13 protein-coding genes and 1 tRNA gene are annotated in these 21,116 nt (G+C 41.6%); 9 read left to right on the top strand and 5 right to left on the bottom strand.

All coding sequences use genetic code 11. The features are described from left to right. The first annotated feature begins 32 nt into the window (after positions 1-32). Positions 33-515 carry a hypothetical protein gene (locus tag ABIC84_RS23750; RefSeq protein ID WP_426581882.1) on the top strand — a complete coding sequence of 161 codons (483 nt, stop codon included), beginning with the start codon at positions 33-35 and terminating at the stop codon, positions 513-515. Here the strand turns inward: ABIC84_RS23750 and ABIC84_RS23745 are convergent. Both ABIC84_RS23745 and ABIC84_RS23740 read right to left on the bottom strand, forming a co-directional pair. Further along, positions 510-1,313 carry a (Fe-S)-binding protein gene (locus ABIC84_RS23745; RefSeq protein ID WP_429265172.1) on the bottom strand — a complete coding sequence of 268 codons (804 nt, stop codon included), beginning with the start codon at positions 1,311-1,313 and terminating at the stop codon, positions 510-512. The two genes, ABIC84_RS23750 and ABIC84_RS23745, sit on opposite strands and share 6 nt — an antisense overlap. A gap of 56 nt (positions 1,314-1,369) precedes the next feature. Continuing rightward, a complete protein-coding gene (locus tag ABIC84_RS23740; RefSeq protein ID WP_429265171.1) occupies positions 1,370-2,671 on the bottom strand; it encodes a 4Fe-4S dicluster domain-containing protein in 1,302 nt (433 codons plus the stop codon). 206 nt (positions 2,672-2,877) lie between these two features. On the opposite strand from ABIC84_RS23740, the gene ABIC84_RS23735 reads away from it, so the two are divergent. Beyond that, positions 2,878-2,950: transfer RNA gene (locus tag ABIC84_RS23735), tRNA-Phe, on the top strand. A gap of 115 nt (positions 2,951-3,065) precedes the next feature. Here ABIC84_RS23735 and ABIC84_RS23730 read toward each other — a convergent pair. Beyond that, positions 3,066-4,061, bottom strand: coding sequence for a PDDEXK nuclease domain-containing protein (locus tag ABIC84_RS23730; protein WP_429265170.1), 996 nt, complete (start codon positions 4,059-4,061; stop codon positions 3,066-3,068). An 85-nt stretch (positions 4,062-4,146) separates the two neighbouring features. On the opposite strand from ABIC84_RS23730, the gene ABIC84_RS23725 reads away from it, so the two are divergent. The 4 genes from ABIC84_RS23725 (at position 4,147) to ABIC84_RS23710 (ending at position 10,266) form a co-directional block, all read left to right on the top strand. Further along, on the top strand, positions 4,147-7,131 hold the full coding sequence (locus ABIC84_RS23725) for a TOTE conflict system archaeo-eukaryotic primase domain-containing protein (protein ID WP_429265169.1): 2,985 nt from the start codon (positions 4,147-4,149) through the stop codon (positions 7,129-7,131). A 469-nt stretch (positions 7,132-7,600) separates the two neighbouring features. Next, positions 7,601-8,386, top strand: a complete 786-nt coding sequence (locus tag ABIC84_RS23720) for a hypothetical protein (protein WP_429265168.1) — start codon at positions 7,601-7,603, stop codon at positions 8,384-8,386. 167 nt (positions 8,387-8,553) lie between these two features. Beyond that, the gene (locus tag ABIC84_RS23715) at positions 8,554-9,306 is read left to right on the top strand and encodes a DoxX family protein (protein WP_429265167.1); all 753 of its coding nucleotides are present in this window, start codon (positions 8,554-8,556) and stop codon (positions 9,304-9,306) included. 183 nt (positions 9,307-9,489) lie between these two features. Further along, positions 9,490-10,266, top strand: coding sequence for a CHAD domain-containing protein (locus tag ABIC84_RS23710; RefSeq protein ID WP_429265166.1), 777 nt, complete (start codon positions 9,490-9,492; stop codon positions 10,264-10,266). A 20-nt stretch (positions 10,267-10,286) separates the two neighbouring features. Here ABIC84_RS23710 and ABIC84_RS23705 read toward each other — a convergent pair whose 3' ends face one another. Continuing rightward, on the bottom strand, positions 10,287-12,296 hold the full coding sequence (locus ABIC84_RS23705) for a PAS domain S-box protein (RefSeq protein ID WP_429265165.1): 2,010 nt from the start codon (positions 12,294-12,296) through the stop codon (positions 10,287-10,289). A 215-nt stretch (positions 12,297-12,511) separates the two neighbouring features. After that, entirely contained in the window at positions 12,512-15,298 is a 2,787-nt protein-coding gene (locus ABIC84_RS23700; protein ID WP_429265164.1) for a hybrid sensor histidine kinase/response regulator transcription factor, read from the bottom strand. A 355-nt stretch (positions 15,299-15,653) separates the two neighbouring features. Between ABIC84_RS23700 and ABIC84_RS23695 the strand changes: the two genes are divergently transcribed. Genes ABIC84_RS23695 through ABIC84_RS23685 form a run of 3 tightly spaced genes read left to right on the top strand, consistent with a single transcriptional unit; the run spans position 15,654 to position 21,104 of the window. Next, positions 15,654-16,979 carry a sugar porter family MFS transporter gene (locus ABIC84_RS23695; RefSeq protein ID WP_429265163.1) on the top strand — a complete coding sequence of 442 codons (1,326 nt, stop codon included), beginning with the start codon at positions 15,654-15,656 and terminating at the stop codon, positions 16,977-16,979. Between the two features lie 12 nt (positions 16,980-16,991). Beyond that, the gene (locus ABIC84_RS23690; protein WP_426581907.1) at positions 16,992-17,903 is read left to right on the top strand and encodes a carbohydrate kinase family protein; all 912 of its coding nucleotides are present in this window, start codon (positions 16,992-16,994) and stop codon (positions 17,901-17,903) included. 60 nt (positions 17,904-17,963) lie between these two features. Then, a complete protein-coding gene (locus ABIC84_RS23685) occupies positions 17,964-21,104 on the top strand; it encodes a SusC/RagA family TonB-linked outer membrane protein (RefSeq protein ID WP_429265162.1) in 3,141 nt (1,046 codons plus the stop codon). Positions 21,105-21,116: the final 12 nt, after the last annotated feature.

Below are 21,116 nucleotides of genomic sequence, written 5' to 3'. Positions count from 1 at the left end.
AATTTATTAACTTCGGGTTACATTTTGTTGTCATGAAAATATCAATTCTGCCATCAATTGGAAAAACCGCGCTCATTACGTCAATTTTAGTCCTTAGTGCGCTAAATTACGGTTTTAAAGCTGAAATGAACGAACAGGAATGGTTAAACTGGAGCAATAAATGCCTCACCAGCTCATTTAACCCCGCGCCTGATATCAACCTCAAAAAGTGGGAGATAACCCTTACCAACGACTATTTTTTACGGCTGCGAAAAACTTATCAACAGGGCAAGCAGGAGTATTTTTCTTTCAACCTGCACCGTTTAACTAATGTTGATTATGTGGGCAGCGACACTACAGGTACAGTAAAATTCAATACCCAAACCGATGATATCATTGTACAAACCTACGAAGACCCTAATGGCAATATCGACTCAATGGCTACCACATTTGATTTACCGGTACATAACATGAGCGCCACCAAATTTGACAGCCTGAAGAATGCCTTGAAATATTTCAGGACGAAAGGTTTATAACCCATTAGCCCTAACCGTGATCTCGGCAATATCCAGCACCTTTATCTCCTGCTCCTTATCCTGATTTTTTACACCATCAGTTAGCATGGTCATACAAAACGGACAGGCAGCGGCTACAACCTGTGCTTTGGCTTCTATAACATCGGCAATCCGCTCTATATTGATATCCTTTTTGCCTGGTTCAGGTTCCTTAAACATTTGCGCGCCGCCGGCACCACAGCACAGCCCGTTTGATTTGCAGCGTTTCATTTCCACCAATTCGGTATCCAGGATCTCTAACGCCGCGCGCGGAGCCTCGTAAACATCATTTCCCCGGCCCAAATAACAGGGGTCATGATAAGTGATCCTTTTCCCCTTAAAACTTTCGCCACCTTCGGCTTTCAGTTTACCAGCATCAATTAACTGTTGAATAAGTTGCGTGTGATGGATCACCTCATAATTGCCGCCCAGGCCTGGATACTCATTTTTTATAGTATTGAAACAGTGCGGACATCCGGTGACTATTTTTTTGATATTATAACCGTCAAGCACCTGGATATTCATCATGGCCTGCATCTGGAACAGAAACTCGTTACCCGCACGCTTGGCAGGGTCGCCGGTGCAATTTTCTTCTGTACCTAACACTGCGTAGCTAATGCCCACATGCTGCAATATCTTACAGATATCGCGGGTAATTTTCCGGGCACGCTCATCAAAGCTGCCTGCACATCCTACCCAAAACAATATTTCAGGTTCCTGCCCTTGTGCAGCCATTTCGGCCATGGTTGGGATTTTTATTTCGGAATTCGAATTTTCCATCTCGGATTTAAATTTGAATTTAAAAAGTAAACTGCCAACTAAAAACTGTTAACTGCCTACCGCTCCTCCGCCCAGTTAAACCTGTCGGCCTGGCTGTATTTCCATGGCGCGCCATTATTTTCAACGTTGCCAAACATATTGTTGAGGCTTGCCGGGGCCTGCGATTCTTCCATTACAATATAACGGCGCATTTCGGTTATGATCTCCAGCGGATTGATGTTCACCGGGCAAGCTTCCACACAGGCATTGCAACTGGTACAAGCCCAGAGCTCTTCGCGGGTAATGTAATTGTCAAGCAATGATTTATTATCCTGGTGATCCTTACCATGCTTATCAATATTATTGCCGACTTCCGTAATCCGGTCACGGGTATCCATCATGATCTTACGCGGCGATAGCAACTTGCCTGTAATATTTGCCGGACAAACCGAGGTACACCTGCCGCATTCAGTGCAGGTATAGGCCTCCATCAGGTTTTTCCAGGTAAGATCAGTTACATCCTTTGCGCCAAAACGTCCGGGCTCGCCAGTATTTTCGGGGACGAATGATGGATCAAGCATGGCTTTGACCTCATTAGTAACCGATGCCATATTGGTAAATTTCCCTTTAGGGTTCAGGTTTGAATAGTACGTATTGGGGAAAGCCAGCAGAATATGAAAATGCTTTGAATACGGCAGGTAATTTAAGAAACACAAGATCCCGACAATATGAAACCACCAGCAAACACGCTCAGTAATTACCAATGCCGAAGCGCTACCAGGCAGCAACGGTGCCAACAATGAACTCACCGGAAAGCTTCCGGCTGTAATATAGTGGCCAAAATGCAGCAGTTGTAATTTATAATCGGCTGCATTCATGGTCAGGAAAGCGGTCATGAGCAAGATCTCAGTAATAAGGATGTAATTAGCGTCAGATTTTGGCCATGAGGTCATTTCTGTACCGGTAAACCTTTTAAGATGTACAACATTGCGCCTGCACAGGAAAACGATACAAGCCGTAAGTACCAATACTGCAAGCATCTCGAAACCGCCTATTAAAAAACCATACAAACCACCAAGAGGATGTGAAAAGATGCGGTACGAGCCAAAGATCCCATCAATCATGATCTCCAGCACTTCAAGATTGATGATAATAAAACCAATATAAATAAAAAAGTGCATTACCGCCGCTACGGGGCGTTTAACCATTTTTGTTTGCCCAAGGGCAATTTTGGCCATTACTTTCCAGCGCAGGGCCGGCTGGTCGTTACGCTCCGTGTCTTTACCCAGCAAAATATTGCGCCTGATTTTAGACACGTTCTTGCCAAAGAAGTAAACGGCAACCGCCAGGATGATAATAAATATAAGCTGAGCAATCATTATGCGTGCATAGTATTTTTCTCAAAGTTAAATGAATTGTTTAAAGCGCGAAATGTTTTGGGATTGAAAAAATATTTGAAAATTAATTAGCTGATTACCTGTACAATTATTTAAAACCAGCAGGCGAACAGAAACTTTTTTCAAAAAAAAGTTTTCAAACATAAAAAAAAGGCTACATTTGCACTCCCCAAACACGGGAACGGTTTGGTACCATAGCTCAGATGGTAGAGCAAAGGACTGAAAATCCTTGTGTCACTGGTTCGATCCCAGTTGGTACCACAAAAAAGACCACGTGGTCAATTTATTTTAAAAAGTTTTTAAAGCCTTCGGATTTTCTGAGGGCTTTTTTGTTTAGTTTTCTTTGAAAATTCCCAAATAAGGGTGATCAATTAGCTTAAGCTCTTTTCTCGATTTCCTTTTTTACCTCTTCTATTAATTGCTGTTCGGTGGGTAGATATAATTTGTACTCGCTCGCGAAAATGGTTTTATTATCTTCCGGAAGAGATATTTTTACTACTGCATTATTCTTTTCAGCGCATAGCAAAATGCCTATAGTAGGTTTTTCGAAGTCCTTCTTTTCGTATCTGTCGTAATAATTTACATACATCTGTAACTGTCCCATATCTTGATGAGTAAACTTTGTAGTTTTTATTTCAATGATCACGAAGCATTGCAGTAGCCGATTATAAAAAACAAGGTCAATAAAAAACTCGTCTCCGTCAATGTGTAGTCGCTTTTGTCTGGCAACGAATGCAAAACCATTACCCATTTCTAACAGAAAATCATGCAAATGAGTAATTATTGCCTGTTCTAAATCCTTTTCATAGTATGATGCTTCACGGTGCAATCCTAAAAATTCAAGATACATAGGGTCTTTGATTATTTCTTTTGCATCAGACGGCTCCCGTTCGTTGCGCGCAACAGCCAATACGCTATCTCTATCGTTACTCATTAGAAGCCGTTCCCATAAACTACTATGGATCTGACGTTCTAATTGGCGTACGGTCCAGTTGTTTTTGATAGTTTCTGCTATATAAAAATCACGTTTATCCTGACTGTCAAGTCGGATTATAACCTTGTATTGACTCCAACTCAATTGCGAATACACTGTATTCGCAATTGGGAATGTGCGATAAAACTGTCGGAAGAGTTCTATCTGCCGTTTAGAAAACCCGCTACCATATTCAGGCTCTAATTGATCAGCAATAAACTTTGTGAGGTAATTGCCATAATCAGCGCGGTCCTTCCCTTGTTGCTCTTCTTCAAAAATACGTTGCCCGATTTGCCAGTACATCAATGTACGCTCGTGGTCGACCAGCCTGATAGCTTTATCCTTAGCCTGAAGAATTATGGCCTGAATATCAGCAATTACAGATTGATTAATAAGCATGGTAGTTAGGATTACAGGTAAATGTCAAATTTACGAAATACAAGTGGTTTACCTAAATTTGAACAATGCCAAATATCTGCCTTAAATGAAAGATGACCGATTGAATTTATACAAGTCCCTATTTAAAGGAAGAGAAGATATATTTGCGCTGAGATGGGAAAAAGGCGGCAAGAGTAGCTATATGCCGGCTTATAGTTTCGACCCGCACCGATACCGACAGCATCAAATGAAAGGCGGCACTTTCCAAACCTTTGCTGATAAAAAATATCAACCCTTAACAGACGATCATTTAATAAAACATCTTAAAGGTGAACAGGTTGTTGGCATTTACCCATTATTACAGGATAATACATCATATTTTATTGTAGCAGATTTTGATGAAGCCGAATGGATTGAGGAATGTAGAACGTTTATTGGAATTTGTGAAGAACATGATATCCCGGCTTACTTAGAACGCTCACGTTCCGGCAAAGGCGGCCACATATGGATATTTTTTGAGGCACCTTATGAAGCATTTAGAAGCAGGAAGATCATGATGACCTTGTTGCACAAAGCGGGCTTGATCTCTATTTTTGATAAAAACTCAAGTTTTGACCGACTTTTTCCGAACCAAGATTATCATTCAAAAAAAGGTTTAGGTAACCTCATTGCTTTGCCCTTAAACAAAACCAGTTTAAATAATGGTAATAGTTGCTTTATTGATCCCGACACCTTACAGCCTTTCGATGATCAGTGGGCATTTTTAAAAATAGTTAACAGGATTACTATAACACATCTCAACTATATTTATAAAGAGCAAGTTACCCAGGACGAACTTTCAACAGGGCTATTTCAAAAAGAGCAAACCTTAAACGGAAAGTTGGTAATTATATTAAGTAAAGAAATTCATATTAGCCGAATCGGCTTGCCTGCTTCACTTGTTAGTTTTCTAAAAGAAGAGCTAAATTTTGCCAATACTGAATATCAGGTAAAGAAGAACATCAATAAAAATACGTTTGGGATAAAACGTTATTTTAAACTGCTTAATGATACATCAGAATCGATAACAATTCCCAGAGGTTTTATTGGCAGGTTGTTACGTTTTTGTAAAGAACAAGAGATTGAGTATACCCTTAAAGATCAACGACAAAAGGCAGAGCCTGTAAACTTTAAAGGCTCTATAGCATTAAAAGAGTATCAATTACCTGCACAGGAAGCAGCCGCTAAAAAAGACTTTGGAATTATAGTTGCTCCGCCGGGTTCCGGTAAAACGGTGTTAAGTTTGGCTATCATAAAGGATAAACAGCAACCGACACTCATTTTAGTACATCGAAAGCAGTTAGCTGATCAATGGATCGAACGAATAGAATCATTTTTAGGCATTCCAAAAAAAGACATCGGACGGATCAGTTCGGGGAAAAGCAAACCAGGTAAATACATTACGGTAGCCATGATACAAAGCATGGAAAAAGCTTTAGAGTCGCCAGAAAACTCAAATCTATTCAGCGCTTTTGGTACGATCATTATTGATGAGTGCCACCACGTTCCAGCTGAGAGTTATCAACGGGTTGTATTAAAATTGAACAGCTACTATCTGTATGGTTTGACAGCAACACCATTTAGAAAATATAATGACGGGAAACTGATATTTATTTACTTAGGTGAAACGATATATGAAATCAAACCAACGGAAGTTCAAAATCAACAAGGCACTCAGGTTATCGTAAGGGACACCGAACTCTTTGTTCCTTTCAACATAAAAACAGATCAGCTCGAAACTCTCTTTAAGATTTTAATACATGATTCAGCACGGAACCAACTCATTTTAAATGATGTTGTAACACAACTAAATACCAGTAAGAAAGTTGTTATTCTTACGGAACGGAAGGAACACATTGCTTCATTACAGCAATATTTAAAACAGCAATATGATACCATTTCATTAAGCGGAGAAGACTCTGATCTAAGTAAGAAGTCTAAATGGACCGCGATAAACAAGGGCGATTTTCAAGCATTAATCACCACAGGACAATATTTTGGAGAAGGAACTGATATACAAAATATAGCGTGTTTGTTTTTAGTTTACCCATTTGCATTTGAAGGTAAACTGATCCAGTACATTGGCAGGGTACAACGCTCAGAGGTGGCACCCATCATTTACGATTACCGCGACCACAAGATCAGTTATCTGGAGAAACTATTTCAAAAGAGAAACCTGTATTATAAAAAGCTTGATCAAAGTGGCTTAACAAGTCCGATAGATGAGAGTGAGGTGGTAAGCGGCCAAATCAATGAGAAGATCGATATCTCAATTGAGAAATTGGAGTTCAGATTCGGCAGCATTGCATTTAAGCACGCCGTTGCTGAATTTAATGACAAAGAAGTAGAGTTTGAAATTGAAAACTTAAATATTAGGCCGGAGTTTACCGTTCTTAAACCATACTTCATCCGACTGCTCAGAAGCACAACAGTATCGATCAATATCCGGGCAACTTTCCAACATAACAGGCTGGTATTTAAAACAGCTACCTCAAATGATCTTGATAAAATAAACCGCGAAGTTATCGAAAGTGTCAAATTTCGTTTTCTATCCAAAGACATTATTAAAGGTATTCCAGCAGGCGAAGAAAATCTTTTAGATGCAGAAAAAATACAAGGTGGAGCCGAAAAATTGATTTACACAAGCGAGGATGATCTATTGGAAAACATACTAGCACTTAAACAGTATAAACACCACCGTCATCTTCGATATCTCGCCCAAAAACATGAGCGAACGGTATTAAAGCTCCGCTTTGTGCTGGAACCTTTTTCATTTGTGTTTTTGCTTTCCGGCAATAATCAATACCATTTAGTTTGGGAAACATTAGATACAGAAGAGGCAACCTACATATGGCACATTGAAAAATCGGCTTATGAACTTGAACGAAGTATAAAACGGATAGATGGATTGCTTGAACAAATTCGAGCAAAGGGCCGACAACAATATCTTGAAACTAATCCCGAACAATTTAGTCGGATCGTGCACGATTATTCTGATGATACAAAAGGTTTGATTATTTGGAAAGATCTATTGGAGGAAAAGTTATTTTAACATGATTGAGCTTTGAAATATATTGCAAACACAATATTTGAACCATTTTCAATCCAGGTCTAAATCTGCCAGTCTTTTCAAATCATAGAAGAAATGGTGTGTTATAGTTAAGTCTGCACCACAGCAATAAGAAGGTCACTTTCGATAAGAAAGTGACCTTTTTTTGCGTTTAAAGGCATCTTTTCTCTCCGACTAATTATTGATTCACATTCTCATTGCTCCATATCTAATTAAACGGCCTTACTCCTTTTTAAAAAATTCATTGACAAGCTTTTAATAATTTACTTACAAATTGTTTATGATATATATTATTTGTAAGTTTATGTAACCAATTGCATTATTTATGGTGATAAAATTTTAGGCATTATTTTGTCTTTACCTGGCTCTTTTACCAAGAAGTTGTCGCCCGCCAAATAAAAACCGCTGCCAGACGAAATAAAGCCTTATATCATATTAAACCTTAAGCATTATGAATAAGATTTTAGTTTTCGCAGCTTTATTTAGCTTCTTGATCTTTGGATGCAAGAAAAAAGAGAAGTCGTCCGAGGCAGGCCTTTCGGGTGTATATGAACTTGAAAAACAAGTGCTTGATCGAGGAGGTAAAGACTCTGTTATTAAACGAACGCAAATTAAAATCTACACAGATCATAACTATTTATACGCCAGTATAGTTCCTGATTCATCTGTTGGGTTTGGTGTGGGCACTTATACACTCGACTCTGCTAACCGACTTAAGGAACATAGTATTTACACCAGCAGAGCGCTCGACTCATCCCTAACGTATAATCTTGAGGTTACAAAAAAACCGGATGGTTATACCCAAGTCATCCCCGACTTTGCCACGGTAAAAGGTGTAAAATATGCATTGAAGGAAGAATATAAAAAATTCCCGGCAGCGGATAGCTCAGTGCTTGACGGCTTGTGGAAAATGGAAAGAACCTATACAATAAAAGGCAAAGACACAATCTCAACTGACGTAACGCAGTATAAAATATTCTGGGGAGGGCATTTTATTTTCGTCCACAGGCTCGCTCAAAATAAGGAAAAAACCATCTTTAAAAATGGGTTTGGCACCGGGGTATTTACTTTTAATAATGATACACTTAGAGAAGAAGAGCAAATATCAAATTACAGGCTTCTTCAAGGTAACAAATTTACTGTTAAAGTCACGATGAATGGTCATGACCAATATACCCAGGTGATTAATAGTGCTACAAATGGCCAATCTGTAGAAATCTACAGGCGAGTCAAATAAAAATTCTTTATTTAACCTTGTGTCACTGGTTCGATCCCTGTTGGTACCACAGAAAAGAAATCCTCTTAGTTAACGCTAAGGGGATTTTTTGCTTCTTGCAAATATCAATCTATTTTCAATAACTTTGTATTTCAAAGTTCTTTTATAAACATAAATCACAGGTAAACATGCCCATTTCTACCACACTCGACCAATTGCATTACCAGGCAAAAGGAAATAAATGGATGCGGCTTTTCGCCGTTTTTAACAGGATAGTGCTGGCGGCCGGTTTTTTAATAGCCGGTAACGTTAAAATTATGGGCGAGCGGTTCGCCAGCGGCTTGTCGGCCAATCAACCGATGGGCCATTATTTAGAAGCGTTGCACCATACAGGTTATTATTACACTTTTATTGGTATTTTGCAGGTGGCAGCCGCCATCCTGTTATTGATTCCCCGTACTCGGCTCCTCGGGGCGCTAATCTATTTCCCGATTATACTGAACATCTGCATACTGGCCTACGCCGTCAGGTTTGAAGGCACCCGCATCACCACCTTCATGGTACTTGCTAACTTATATTTGCTGGGTTGGGATTATGACCGCTTAAAATTCATTTTACCATTCAAGCAAAAAAACAGCTATACAACGCAACCTGAAATACGGAGTAACAAGTTTCCGTTCGTATTTTTTGGAGGCGTTTTTGCAACAATAGCCGCAGTAATAGTAATTAACCAGTTCGTATATGATATCCGACCGGGTAATTCATTAATGGAATGCAATAATGGGTGTGCTGGAAATGCCAAGCCGGAGGCTTGTAAAGTTTTTTGCGACTGCGTACACAACCAGGGCAAACCACTGGACAGTTGCCTGGCCCAATATGATAAAGCTCCGGGTAAAACTATCCAGACATCAGGCGTGGGCAATGCAAAACATAGCAGGTGAGCAAGGATACGTTATTTATCTCATTGCCTCTCCGTGGGTGTTGTGTAGCCGGCGATTTGTATGTAATAATATATAGTTAATTAAATCCTTTTTTAGGACCAGATTTGTCGCTTTAGCTGTATTTTTGAATATGTAGCATCCTTTTTTGAGGATCAGCAAGGCTTCGACAATATGCCGCCGGCTATGAAAAAGAAGACGGAAAAAAAGTATATAATTAAGACATGGCGAACCATGAAACGCCATCTCCGCTCTTTTGTCAAAAACGACGATCAGGAAGATTTGCATCGTTTTCGCACCGGGGTAAAAAAACTACGGGCGCTTTTGATCTTGGGAGACAGCGCGGCAGAGGATGTTACGCTGGAGAAACGCTTCAAACCTGTTCGTAAGATATTTAAGCATGCCGGCGAAATCAGGAATGCCTATATAAACCAGGAACTGGGCAGAGCAGTTGGTGAAAACACAGATTTTATCCGGGAGCAACAGCAGATCATGAAAACCACCACCTGGGCATTTAACGCCGATAAGGATCAGCACAGCGCCTGGCTCCGAAAAACACGACGCAAACTGCTGAAGCAGATCAGGCCGATCAGTAAACATCATCTTTCCTTATATTACAGGCAACAACTGGAAATCATTGCTACAACCATAAACCCTCCCCGTTTTAATGAGGAATTACATACCTGCCGTAAACAACTGAAGGTACTGCTTTATAATTACCCCCTGGCCGGCCCGGAGTTGGACCTCCCTTTTAATGAATCTTATCTTGACCAGGTACAAGCAGCCATCGGCGACTGGCATGACAATGAACTGGCCATTGCACTTATTTCAACTACTGCGGATCTCCGGAACAGCAAAGAGACACTCAAAGGACTGAAGAAGCAGGCCGCCGTGCTTAAAAAACAACTTACCAGGCTCACCCGGAATTTCCGCGCACAGGCAAGCTCATCGGCCGCAATTTAACCAGAAGGGAAAGCACAACTTCAGATCCTTTCTTCTTCTTTTTTTGGGAGGTGACCATTAACGCTGTTTCGTTTTTTTAGCGGTAACACGAAGAAAAAAGTCGATCCCATCCGGGGTTCGCTTTCTACCCAGATGCGGCCCCCATGCCGTTCAATGATCTCTTTGGTAATGTATAACCCTAAGCCCAGGCCAGTTATGCTCCTGTTTACATCTTTTGCACGATAAAACTGGCTGAATATGTGGCTGATATTTTCCTCATTGATGCCCATACCGTAATCTTTAACAGATACCTGGACTTCCGTTTCTGACTTTTTTACTGATACTTCGATTTTATCAGATTCCGGCGAATATTTGATCGCGTTGGTGACCAGGTTGGTCAATACCTGCTCCAGCCTCATTTTATCCCCTTCTAAAATCATTTCTACGTTTTCGTCAAAATAAATTTCATGTGATGTATAGGCTTCCCGAATAGCTTCAAGGTTTTCTTTGATAAGCGCTGTAAAATCAAATTCTTCAAAATAAAACTGCAATTTTCCAGATTGTATTTTTGAGATATCAAACAAATCATTGATCAGGGCATTCAGCTTTTTTAACTGGGTTATAGCCTTTGCAACAAATGGCCTGTTAACATCAATTACCTTTCGTTCCAGCAGTTGTAAAAAACCGCTCATAGAAGTGAGGGGCGTTTTCAATTCATGGGAGGCCAAAGCAATAAATTCATCTTTTTTCTGGCTCAGCTCTTTTACTTCTGTAAACAGCCTGGAATTATCGAGTGCCACTGCCGCCTGAGAAGCCAGGCTAACCACAAAGTCTTCATGCTCTTGCAAGAAAACACCGGCTTCCGGGTGGCCAAAGAATAAGCCACCAATAACATTGCCTGAACTGCTTATAACCGGCACGGCCAGGTAGCTTACTACCGGCAGATGCCCCTCGGGCATTCCAAAATGCGGTGCATTTTGTCCATACCTGGGATCTTTCGTTATATCATCTACCCTTAGTACGCCTTCCCCGCTAAATGTGCGATGGAAAACTGCCGTATTCCGGGGCATTCCGAAATTTTCAAATGCCTCTTTTGGCGCGCCCGACAAAGAGTACAACATATAGGCTTCGCCGTCCTGATTGATGGTATTATAAAAAAATGCGCCAAAAGCGGCACCGGTAATCTGTGTAGTGGCATCCGTTACTTTTTGCAGGATAGATTCGGTATCAAGTTTCTCTGAAATGGCTTTCCCTATAGTATTCAGGATCTTCAGTTTTGCCGCCTGGTGTCGGATGGCCGTTTCGGCTTTCTTTGCGGCTGTAATATCCCTGGCAATCTTTGATGCGCCAATAATGGTTCCATGCCGGTCCTTTACCGGTGAAACAGTAAGGGATATATCAATGGCGCTTCCATTTTTGTGCAGCCTAACGGTTTGGAAATGATCAACTTTGTTACCGTTCCTGATGTTTTCAATGATAACATCTTCTTCGGACAGCCTGTCGCGAGGAATAAGAATAGATATATGTTTACCGATAGCCTCTCTTTCCTGGTAACCAAAAATCTTTTCGGCACCACCGTTCCAGGTAGTGATAATCCCGTTAAGGGTTTTGCTAATAATGGCATCATCAGAATTTTCAACAATTGCAGCCAGCATGCCCCGTTTCTCTTCTGTCTCTTTTTCGTGGGTCACATCACGCATAATGTGAGATGCTCCAATTACTTCCCCCTGTTCATCCCTTATTGGCGAAATAGTAAGTGATACCGGAAAATCAATCTGTAGCTTACTGCTGCGGACAGTATATAAGTGATTTATTCTTTCACCTGACCATACACGTTCAAGAATAGCCAGTTGTTCCTGACGGACGCTTTCGGGGATCAGGGTAAGGATGTTCTGCCCTAACAACACCGGGGCCGGGCAGCCAAACATTTTTTCAGCAGCCGGATTACAATTTAAAATAATATAGTCAAGATCGTGGCTCAATACCGCATCTTCCATTCCCTCAAAAATGGCAGTTAAGGTGAAGAGGTCAGGTAATAAGTTGTTTTTCATGAAAAGCTATCTTCTTTTGCCCTGTCAGTGAATATCCGGTTTTATTTAGATGTGTGGTTTATACATCTTATCCAATCATTGAAAACTCAACAGGCTGTTTCGATGCAGGAATAACAGGGATTGGCAAAAAAAGTTTTAAGCACCGTGCATGCGATGTTACTTTGTTATACCAATAGCTAACGTTTATTCCTTCGTTAATGATCAGAAAATAAAACTTATGAATGCTGTTGCTTGCGTTTGTACTCGCTTGGCGTACAGCCATATTTTGCTTTAAAAACCGTGGAGAAATAATTTGGTGTAGAGAAACCCACCATATAGGTTATTTCAGATATCGGATACCCTTCATTCATTAACAAATATTTCGCTTTTTTTAGCCGTCGGTTTAATATGTAATCGGAGATGCTGCAGCCAAGCAACGCTTTAACCTTTCGGTAAAGCTGGATCCTTGAAACTCCTATCAGTTTACATATTTCATCAACGCTAAAGTTTTCATTCGCTAAATTCTGTTCTACAATACCGGCAAAATCATTCAGGAATTTTTTGTCGAGGGCTTTTGAGACAGGCACAGTTGATTTACTTACATCACTGGTAAAATGTTCTTTAAGTGTTGCCCGGCTTTTGATCAAATTCTTCACGGTAGCGAGTAAATAATCAAAGTTAAACGGCTTAACAATGTAGGCATCGGCCATGCAGGTAATCCCATCTATCTGTTGTTCAACACTACCTTGTGCCGTTAAAAGAATAATAGGGATGTGCGAAGTACGGACATCAGTTTTCAGTTTTACTGTTAAAGTTTTGCCAGACATCCCCGGTAATACCACATCAGATATGATCAGGTCCGGAACACGCTCAAAGGTTTCATTTAATCCGCCTGTGCCATTATCGGCTGTAAATATCTCATAAGTAGCTCCCAGTTTTTCACTCAGGTAGCTCAGCAAGTCTTTATTATCTTCGATGATTAATATGGATTGCTCCCTGGGCGTGCCGAATATTTGCCCTTCATCCGTTAATGTAACAGGTGCTGCCAGGTCTGTAACATAAATTTTTGCCCGCTCTTCAATACCTGTTTGTTTTGCATTAGCGTGCTCCTGTGCAGTTTGGTCAAAATGACTATTTCCCAACAGCAGGTTAATGGTAAAAGTAGTCCCTTCCCATTTTTTACTCCTAACTTCGATACTGCCATGATGCAGGGACACGATTTCCTTTGACAGCGCAAGCCCTAATCCAGATCCTCCTGAAGAGCTGTTTTCCGCCTGGTAAAACTGCTCAAATACATGGGTAGTGTCCTGCGGCTCCATACCGATCCCGTTATCCTGGATGGCAATATCAACAGAATTGTCATCTCTATTTTTGAAACTAACCTGGATACGGCCATTGTCGTTGGTAAATTTCAGCGCGTTAGCTATGATGTTAAAAAACACCTTATCTAACAGGTTAACATCATACCAAACAATTATCTGTTGCTCATCGCTTACCAGGCTCAGACTGATGTTACGCTTCTGGGCATTTTCCTGAAAGCTGGTGATGATCTCCCTGGCAAATTCAACAATATTGTTGGGTGATACATTGATCTGTTGTTTATCATATTCTATTTTACGGTACTCGATTAATTGGTTAACCAGGCGCAGCAAACGGTATACGTTTTTATGGATCAGTTTCAGACTTTTCCCTGCAACCAGGTTTAGCTTTTCATTACTCATCATATCTTCTACTGGCGAGAGGATAAGTGTGAGCGGCGTACGGAATTCGTGAGAAATATTAGTGAAAAATTGCAATTTAGCCTCCGTAGCTACTTCAGCCTTTGCCGACATCTCGATCAACTGGTTACGCTGCTGCAGAATTTCATTATTTTTAACCTCCAGGCTTTTGTTGATCTTCCGGTTTTCCATGAGCCAGTAAAATGCAAGACCGCCAAAAACGATAGCTAACACCAGCGACATTACAATTACGTTTAAAACCAATTGCTGGCTGTTGTACACCTCACGCTGCTCCGTCAGTAATGATCGTTGCCGTTCAATATCTTTCTGCTGACTGCTGATCTTGCTCCATTGCATTTTCATTAGCTGTACATTGGCAGAGTCAATAACAACCGACTGTAACAGGTTTTCCCTTGCGAACGACTCTTTATTCAGGATCCTGAAAGCGGTCATAATTGCTTCTTTACCCCCGGTAGGATATAGCATACTGGCATTGATAGTTTTTGAAGCAACCATTTGCAGGCCACCTCCATGCCCGGGCAAGGCATCAACGCCCAACACTTTGGTGCCATGAATTTTAAAGTTGTCAAGCACCTCTCTCGTTCCGAGGGCCATTACGTCGTTATGTGCAAATATTACATCTGCATTTTTTATAACAGGTGCAATCCTGGTCAATTGCTTTTTAGCACTATCCTTTAACCAATCGCCATATATCCTGTCGGTTATATTAATATCAGTGTATTTCCTTAACCCGTCAGAAAAGCCGCGGTCCCTTTCAATAGCCGGAGACGAGCCGGGCAGCCCCATAACTTCTACAACGTTCCCCCTTCCCTTTAAAAGAGCACCTGTATATTCACCCGCCATTTTACCTATCTGATAATTATCCGCACCAACATAAGCTGTATATAAAGCTGATGATGTTTTACGGTCGATCACAATTACCGGAATACCTTTGTTGTACGTTTGTTCCACTATTCCGCTGAGGGGTTGCGCTTCATTGGGTGATATAATCAGCAGATCGACACCATCATCCAGCATTTTTTTCACCTGTTCAACCTGCTTGCTGCTGTTACCGTCCGCATCGGCATAAATAAACCGGGCGTCGGGGTGTAATGAAAGCTCCATCCTCATTTCATCAAGCATCGTGCGACGCCAGAGATCAGAACCAATACATTGCGAAAACCCTATAGTATACTGTGATGTTTTATCGGCCCGCTTGCAACCGGCAGCAATAAGCATCATAAAACCGATCAGTATGATACCGGTCTGTATGTTTTTTGCATGCCATTTATTAAGCAAGGTCATAAGCTCAGATTATTTGGAAGAAAAAGGTAATAAACAGGATTAATTATTGGTTTATTTTTTCCCTTTTAGGATTAAACAAAGTAAAGATATCTATAAACGTTCCTGAAAAACAAATTTATGGGGGCGGGCAACCTACCTAACAACCGGGCTGATGTAACCAAATTGAAAGTAACGGGTAACATAAACAAACATTGGATTATAAAATAATAGCCTATGCAATTTTATATAACTGAAAATCAATAAGATAAAACAAGATTGATTTTTATACTTTATTGATACAAAATCAATAACTCTCACATGGCCCATTACCCTACTTTGGCCTCAGTAAATCCAATATAACACCTTTATAATTATTATGAGAAAACACTCCGTCCTGGCCTGGTCCATGGTCGTGGCCCTTGGTGGCTTCCTTTTCGGGTTTGATACAGCTGTAATATCGGGCGCCGAAAAATCTATCCAGCAATTCTGGCACTTATCTGTAGTAGAACATGGGTTTACCATATCTATTGCATTAATAGGAACGGTTATCGGCTCATTATTAGGGGCCCGGCCTTCAGACCTTTTTGGCCGCAAAAACACGCTTTACTTTGTAGCTGCCGCGTATTTGCTATCATCATTGGGTACTGCACTGGCTGATAGCTGGTATGTGTTCCTGGTTTTCAGACTACTGGGCGGCCTCGGCGTTGGTATTTCATCAGTTACGGCACCTATCTATATTTCAGAAGTTTCACCTGCCGACCGTCGTGGCAGGCTGGTGGGCCTGTTTCAGTTTAATGTGGTATTGGGGATACTGATCTCATATCTGTCCAACTACCTGATAAGCCAGGTTGGCGAAACTTCATGGCGGTGGATGCTTGGTGTACAAGCCTTTCCTTCAGCGTTGTTTTTTGTGCTGATCTACTTTATACCTGAAAGCCCGCGCTGGCTGATCCTGAAAAGAGGCGAAATGGCAAAAGCGCTCGGCATATTACGGATCATTAACCCGCTCAACTGCGATGAGGAGTTGGAATCTATAAAAAATTCAACCTTAAATGATACGGCTTCAAGCGGCAGCCTCTTTTCGGGGCAATATAAAACCCCGGTTATACTGGCCGTGCTGTTTGCATTTTTCAACCAGGTTTCGGGCATCAATGCTATCATTTATTATGCGCCGCGCATATTTGAAATGGCCGGATTGGGCGCCCATTCATCATTACTATCAACAGTTGGCCTTGGGGCAATCAACTTTATATTCACCCTTGCCGCCATTAATATTATTGATAAAGTAGGGCGCCGGATCCTAATGCTTATTGGTTCGGTTGGCCTTATCATTTCCCTGTTCCTGGTTGCCTACACCTTTTACTCCGGAAACATGAGCGGCTTTGCCATACCTGCATATATGATGCTATTCATTGCATTCTTTGCGTTCTCGCAGGGAGCAGTTATCTGGGTATTTATTTCGGAGATCTTTCCAAACCAGGTACGTGCAAAGGGCCAAACATTAGGCAGTTCAACCCATTGGATTATGGCAGCACTCATCGCTTTCTCCTTTCCGTATTTCGCCGAAAAACTTGGCGGCACAATAACATTTTCCTTTTTCGGCACCATGATGATATGCCAGTTAATTTTTGTGTGGAGGTTGATGCCCGAAACCAAAGGCAGATCGCTGGAGCAAATTGAAACTAACATGGTAATGCATTAATCAGGATCAGCTATGATGAACTTACATACAAATACCTTGACACCGGCCATTTGCTATGGCGAAATACTTTGGGATGTTTTGCCGGATGGCCCCCAACCCGGCGGAGCATTGCTCAATGTATCATACCATCTTAATAAACTGGGCATGCCTGCCAGCCTGGTAAGCAAAATAGGTAATGATGCCGATGGCCAAAAGCTTGAAAACCTGCTCGATAACTGGGGCATAAAAAAACACCTGCTGCAAACAGATACCGAACACCCAACCAGCCAGGTGATAGCCAAAATGAATAACGGCAACGAGGTATCCTACGAGATTATTTTTCCTGTAGCCTGGGATTTTATTAATGACAGCGAGCATATTAAAACACAGATCAGGCCGTCAACCTATTTCGTTTTCGGCAGCCTTGCGTCAAGGAACAGCGTATCGCGTAATACTTTGTTTGAGCTGTTGGAAAGCGATGCTATCAAGGTATTCGACATTAACCTAAGACCGCCTTTTATAAGCCGCGATCTGCTGGCCGACCTGCTACACAAAGCCAACATTGTAAAATTTAACCAGGCCGAGCTTGAAATGGTGCAGGGCCTGTTCAGGGGTTCATTCTGGAAGGAATCGGAACAGATCAAATTTATTCAGGATCATTTTAACATACCTGAGATCATAGTTACCAAAGGCGAATTCGGCGCTTCTTATTATAAAGAAGATAAAGCCTATCACATTGCCGGGCGTGAGGTGAAAGTAAGGGATACCATAGGCAGCGGCGATTCCTTTTTAGCGGCATTCATAGCCAACCATTACCGTGGCGAATCACCAGAAATTTTATTAAAAAATGCAATAGCGATGGGCGGTTTTATTGCAACAAAGAAAGGAGGTTGTCCGGATTATAAAATCAAAGAATACCAAGACTTTATAAACAAAATGTTTTAACCAACCAATTACACTTAAACAAAATGTTTTAACCAACCAATTACACTTAAACAAAAATCAATGAGAAAATTATTACTTATTTGTTCCTTTCTTATACTGCTCATAACTGAAGGATATGCACAATCCCGCACCATAAGCGGGACCGTGTTAGACAACTCCTCGAAACCTATAGACGGAGTTACTATAGTGGTTGTTGAAACCCAAAAATCAACACTATCAGATGCAAACGGAAAGTTCAGTATCGCCGTAAAAAACGGTCAGTCGGTGCGGTTTTCTTATGTAGGTGCCAAACCAATACTGGTTACTATCACTGCGGATACCAAAACACTTGACGTAGTATTTAAAGACGCGGAAAACAAGCTGAATGAAGTAGTTGTAACCGGTTACACTTCTGAAAGAAAGAAAGATTTAACAGGCGCGGTTGCGGTTGTTGATTTAGCGCCGGTAAAAAACAATAGTTCGGGAAATACCATGCAGGCATTACAGGGCCGGGTTGCGGGTTTATATATTGAAAAAGATGGCTCGGCCAATGGTGCAACCAGCAGGATCCTAATCAGGGGGGCCAATACTTTGGGCAACAATAACCCGCTGTATATTATTGATGGAATCCCGACTACCCGGCCGGAAGTATTTCAAAACCTTTCGCCTTCAAATATTGCATCAGTTCAGGTGTTAAAAGATGCCTCATCCGAATCAATTTATGGTTCACGCGCGTCTAACGGCGTTGTTATCGTTACCACAAAAAATGGCGGCAACACCGAGGGTAAGGTACAGTTCCAGTTCAATAACAGTACTTCAATCCAGTCCGAAAAATCGTTAAGGTTTAAAATGCTGAACTCGGTTGACAGAGGCAGGGCATTGTGGCAAGCCTCGGTTAATGACGGTCAGGACCCCGCCGCAGGTTATGGCGAGATCTATAACTTTGATTGGAACAATAATTTTGGAAAACCGGTTTTAAACAGCGTTACGCCTAAACCGTTTGTAGGTGGCGACCCCAACACTCCCGCCGGCGATACCGACTGGCAAAGTGTATTATATAAAACCGCTTTTGTTTACAATAATGATTTCACGGCTTCGGTAGGCAACAAAAACTCTTCTATCCAAATAAATTTTGGAAACATCAAAAACACCGGCCTTGTGCGCTTTACCAAATACGGACGTACCACCGGTAGCATTAATGCCATAACGCGGCCTTTTGATGGCAAAGTTACCTTCGGCGTCAATATAAAAATCACCAACTCAAACGAAACCCTTACCACAACGGACCTGGGTGGCGCTACTACTCCATTCCTGGCGGTTACGCTGGCACCAACCATCCCGGTGTATCAAAAAGATGGTGTAACCTACGCCGGCGAATCAGGGGCTGGTTACTCTGACAGGAACAACCCATTGCACATGCAGGACCTTGCCAAATGGAATAACGCCAATAGGTTAAACACATTCGGCAACGTATTTTTAGAAGTACAACCCATCAAGAATTTATACTTCCGGTCAAATTATGGCGCCGATAATGCAGACTACCTGAGCAAGGTGATTACGCCAACTTTTTCGGAAGGTGCATTAAACCGCACCACCAACAGCCTGTTTTTTGATCAGAATCATTACCTGAGCACCACGCTTTCTAACACCTTGAGGTACAGCTATGATTTGAATAGCAAGCATCATTTTAAAATATTAGTTGGTACAGAGTATATTAAAACCTTTACTGATTTTCAAACAACCTTAAAACAGGGATATACAATCCAAACAGAAGATTATTTTACGTTGGACGCCGGCACAGGAAATACCATTGTTACCGGCAGGTCAATAGGTAATAGCTTATTTTCGCAATTCGGTCGTTTTGATTACAATTATGCAGGCAAATATTTAGTGTCGGCTACCGTTCGGCGCGACGGTTCATCAAGGTTCGGTACCAACAACCAATATGGTATTTTCCCTTCCGCCTCAATCGGCTGGAAAATAGACCAGGAAAACTTCCTGAAAAACAGCAGTATATTCTCTGAACTTAAATTAAGGGCCGGCGTAGGCCGGGTAGGTAACCAGGAAATTGGCGACCTGTCGCGTTACTTGCTTTATAACACACGATACGGCACCACCCAAAACCAACTTACGCCAGGCTTTTGGGAACAATATATGAACGTTGGTACCGCATATTCATTATCCGGCGCCAATACAGGAGCGCTGCCATCAGGCTTTGTTCAGACCCAGGCAGCAAACCCTGCTCTTAAATGGGAAACAACCGACGAACTAAACACGGGGTTAGACTTTGCTATATTAAACGGCAAAATCTCGGGTTCATTCGATTATTTTACCCGGAAAACCACCGGCATCCTGATTACTCCTCCGGTTGCATCCGCACTGGGTGAAGGACAATCTAAAACCGTTAACGGTGCATCAAAAACTAATAGAGGCTGGGAGTTTTTAGTAACGTACCACGGCCAACGGTCAGGAGATTTTAATTACAATGTGACTTTAAACTTCTCTCATTTCAGGGATAAGATCACCGATTTACCGGAGAACGTTAGACCAGCTTACCCGGGCAATATAGACAATACCATCATTGGGCATTCACAGTTTGATATATTTGGTTATAAAACCAATGGCCTTTTCCAATCGCAGGCCGAAGTTGATGCTGCCCCAACGCAAATCGGCGCCGGTCCGGGCAGGATCCGCTATGTAGACATCAATCACGATGGAAAAATTGATGCCAACGATCAAACATGGATAGGTACTACTTTACCGGCTTTAGAGTACGGCGCAAGAATTGATCTCACCTATAAAAAATTCGACCTTTCCATATTCGGATCAGGTGTTGCCGGCCGAAAGGGGTTTGACGTATATACCTTGTTTAACAATTTGATGCACAGCCGCGAAAACGTTGGCCCCGGCGTATTTGATGGCTGGACACCGCAGCATACCAACACCAATGTACCGGCATTAACGTTAAAAGACAATAACAACGAAGGCCGTACTTCCGATTACTTCATTGTAAACACCTCTTATTTCAAATTAAGGAACCTTCAACTTGGATATACCATTTTACCTAAAGCTGTATTTACCAGGTTAAGGGTGTTTGCCATGGCCGAAAACATCTTTACTGTAAAAAGCAGCAAGTACCTGAGCCCCGATCCTGAGCGGATTGACCTCAACCCTATCCCAATTCCACGGATCTTCAGCTTTGGCGTCAATGCATCATTTTAACGAAAAAAATCA

Origin of the sequence: Mucilaginibacter sp. 3215 (assembly GCF_050433785.1) — a bacterium.
GTDB lineage: Bacteria > Bacteroidota > Bacteroidia > Sphingobacteriales > Sphingobacteriaceae > Mucilaginibacter.
The sequence above is the reverse complement of the archived record's forward strand: the minus strand, read 5'-3'. Positions and strand labels throughout refer to the sequence as shown.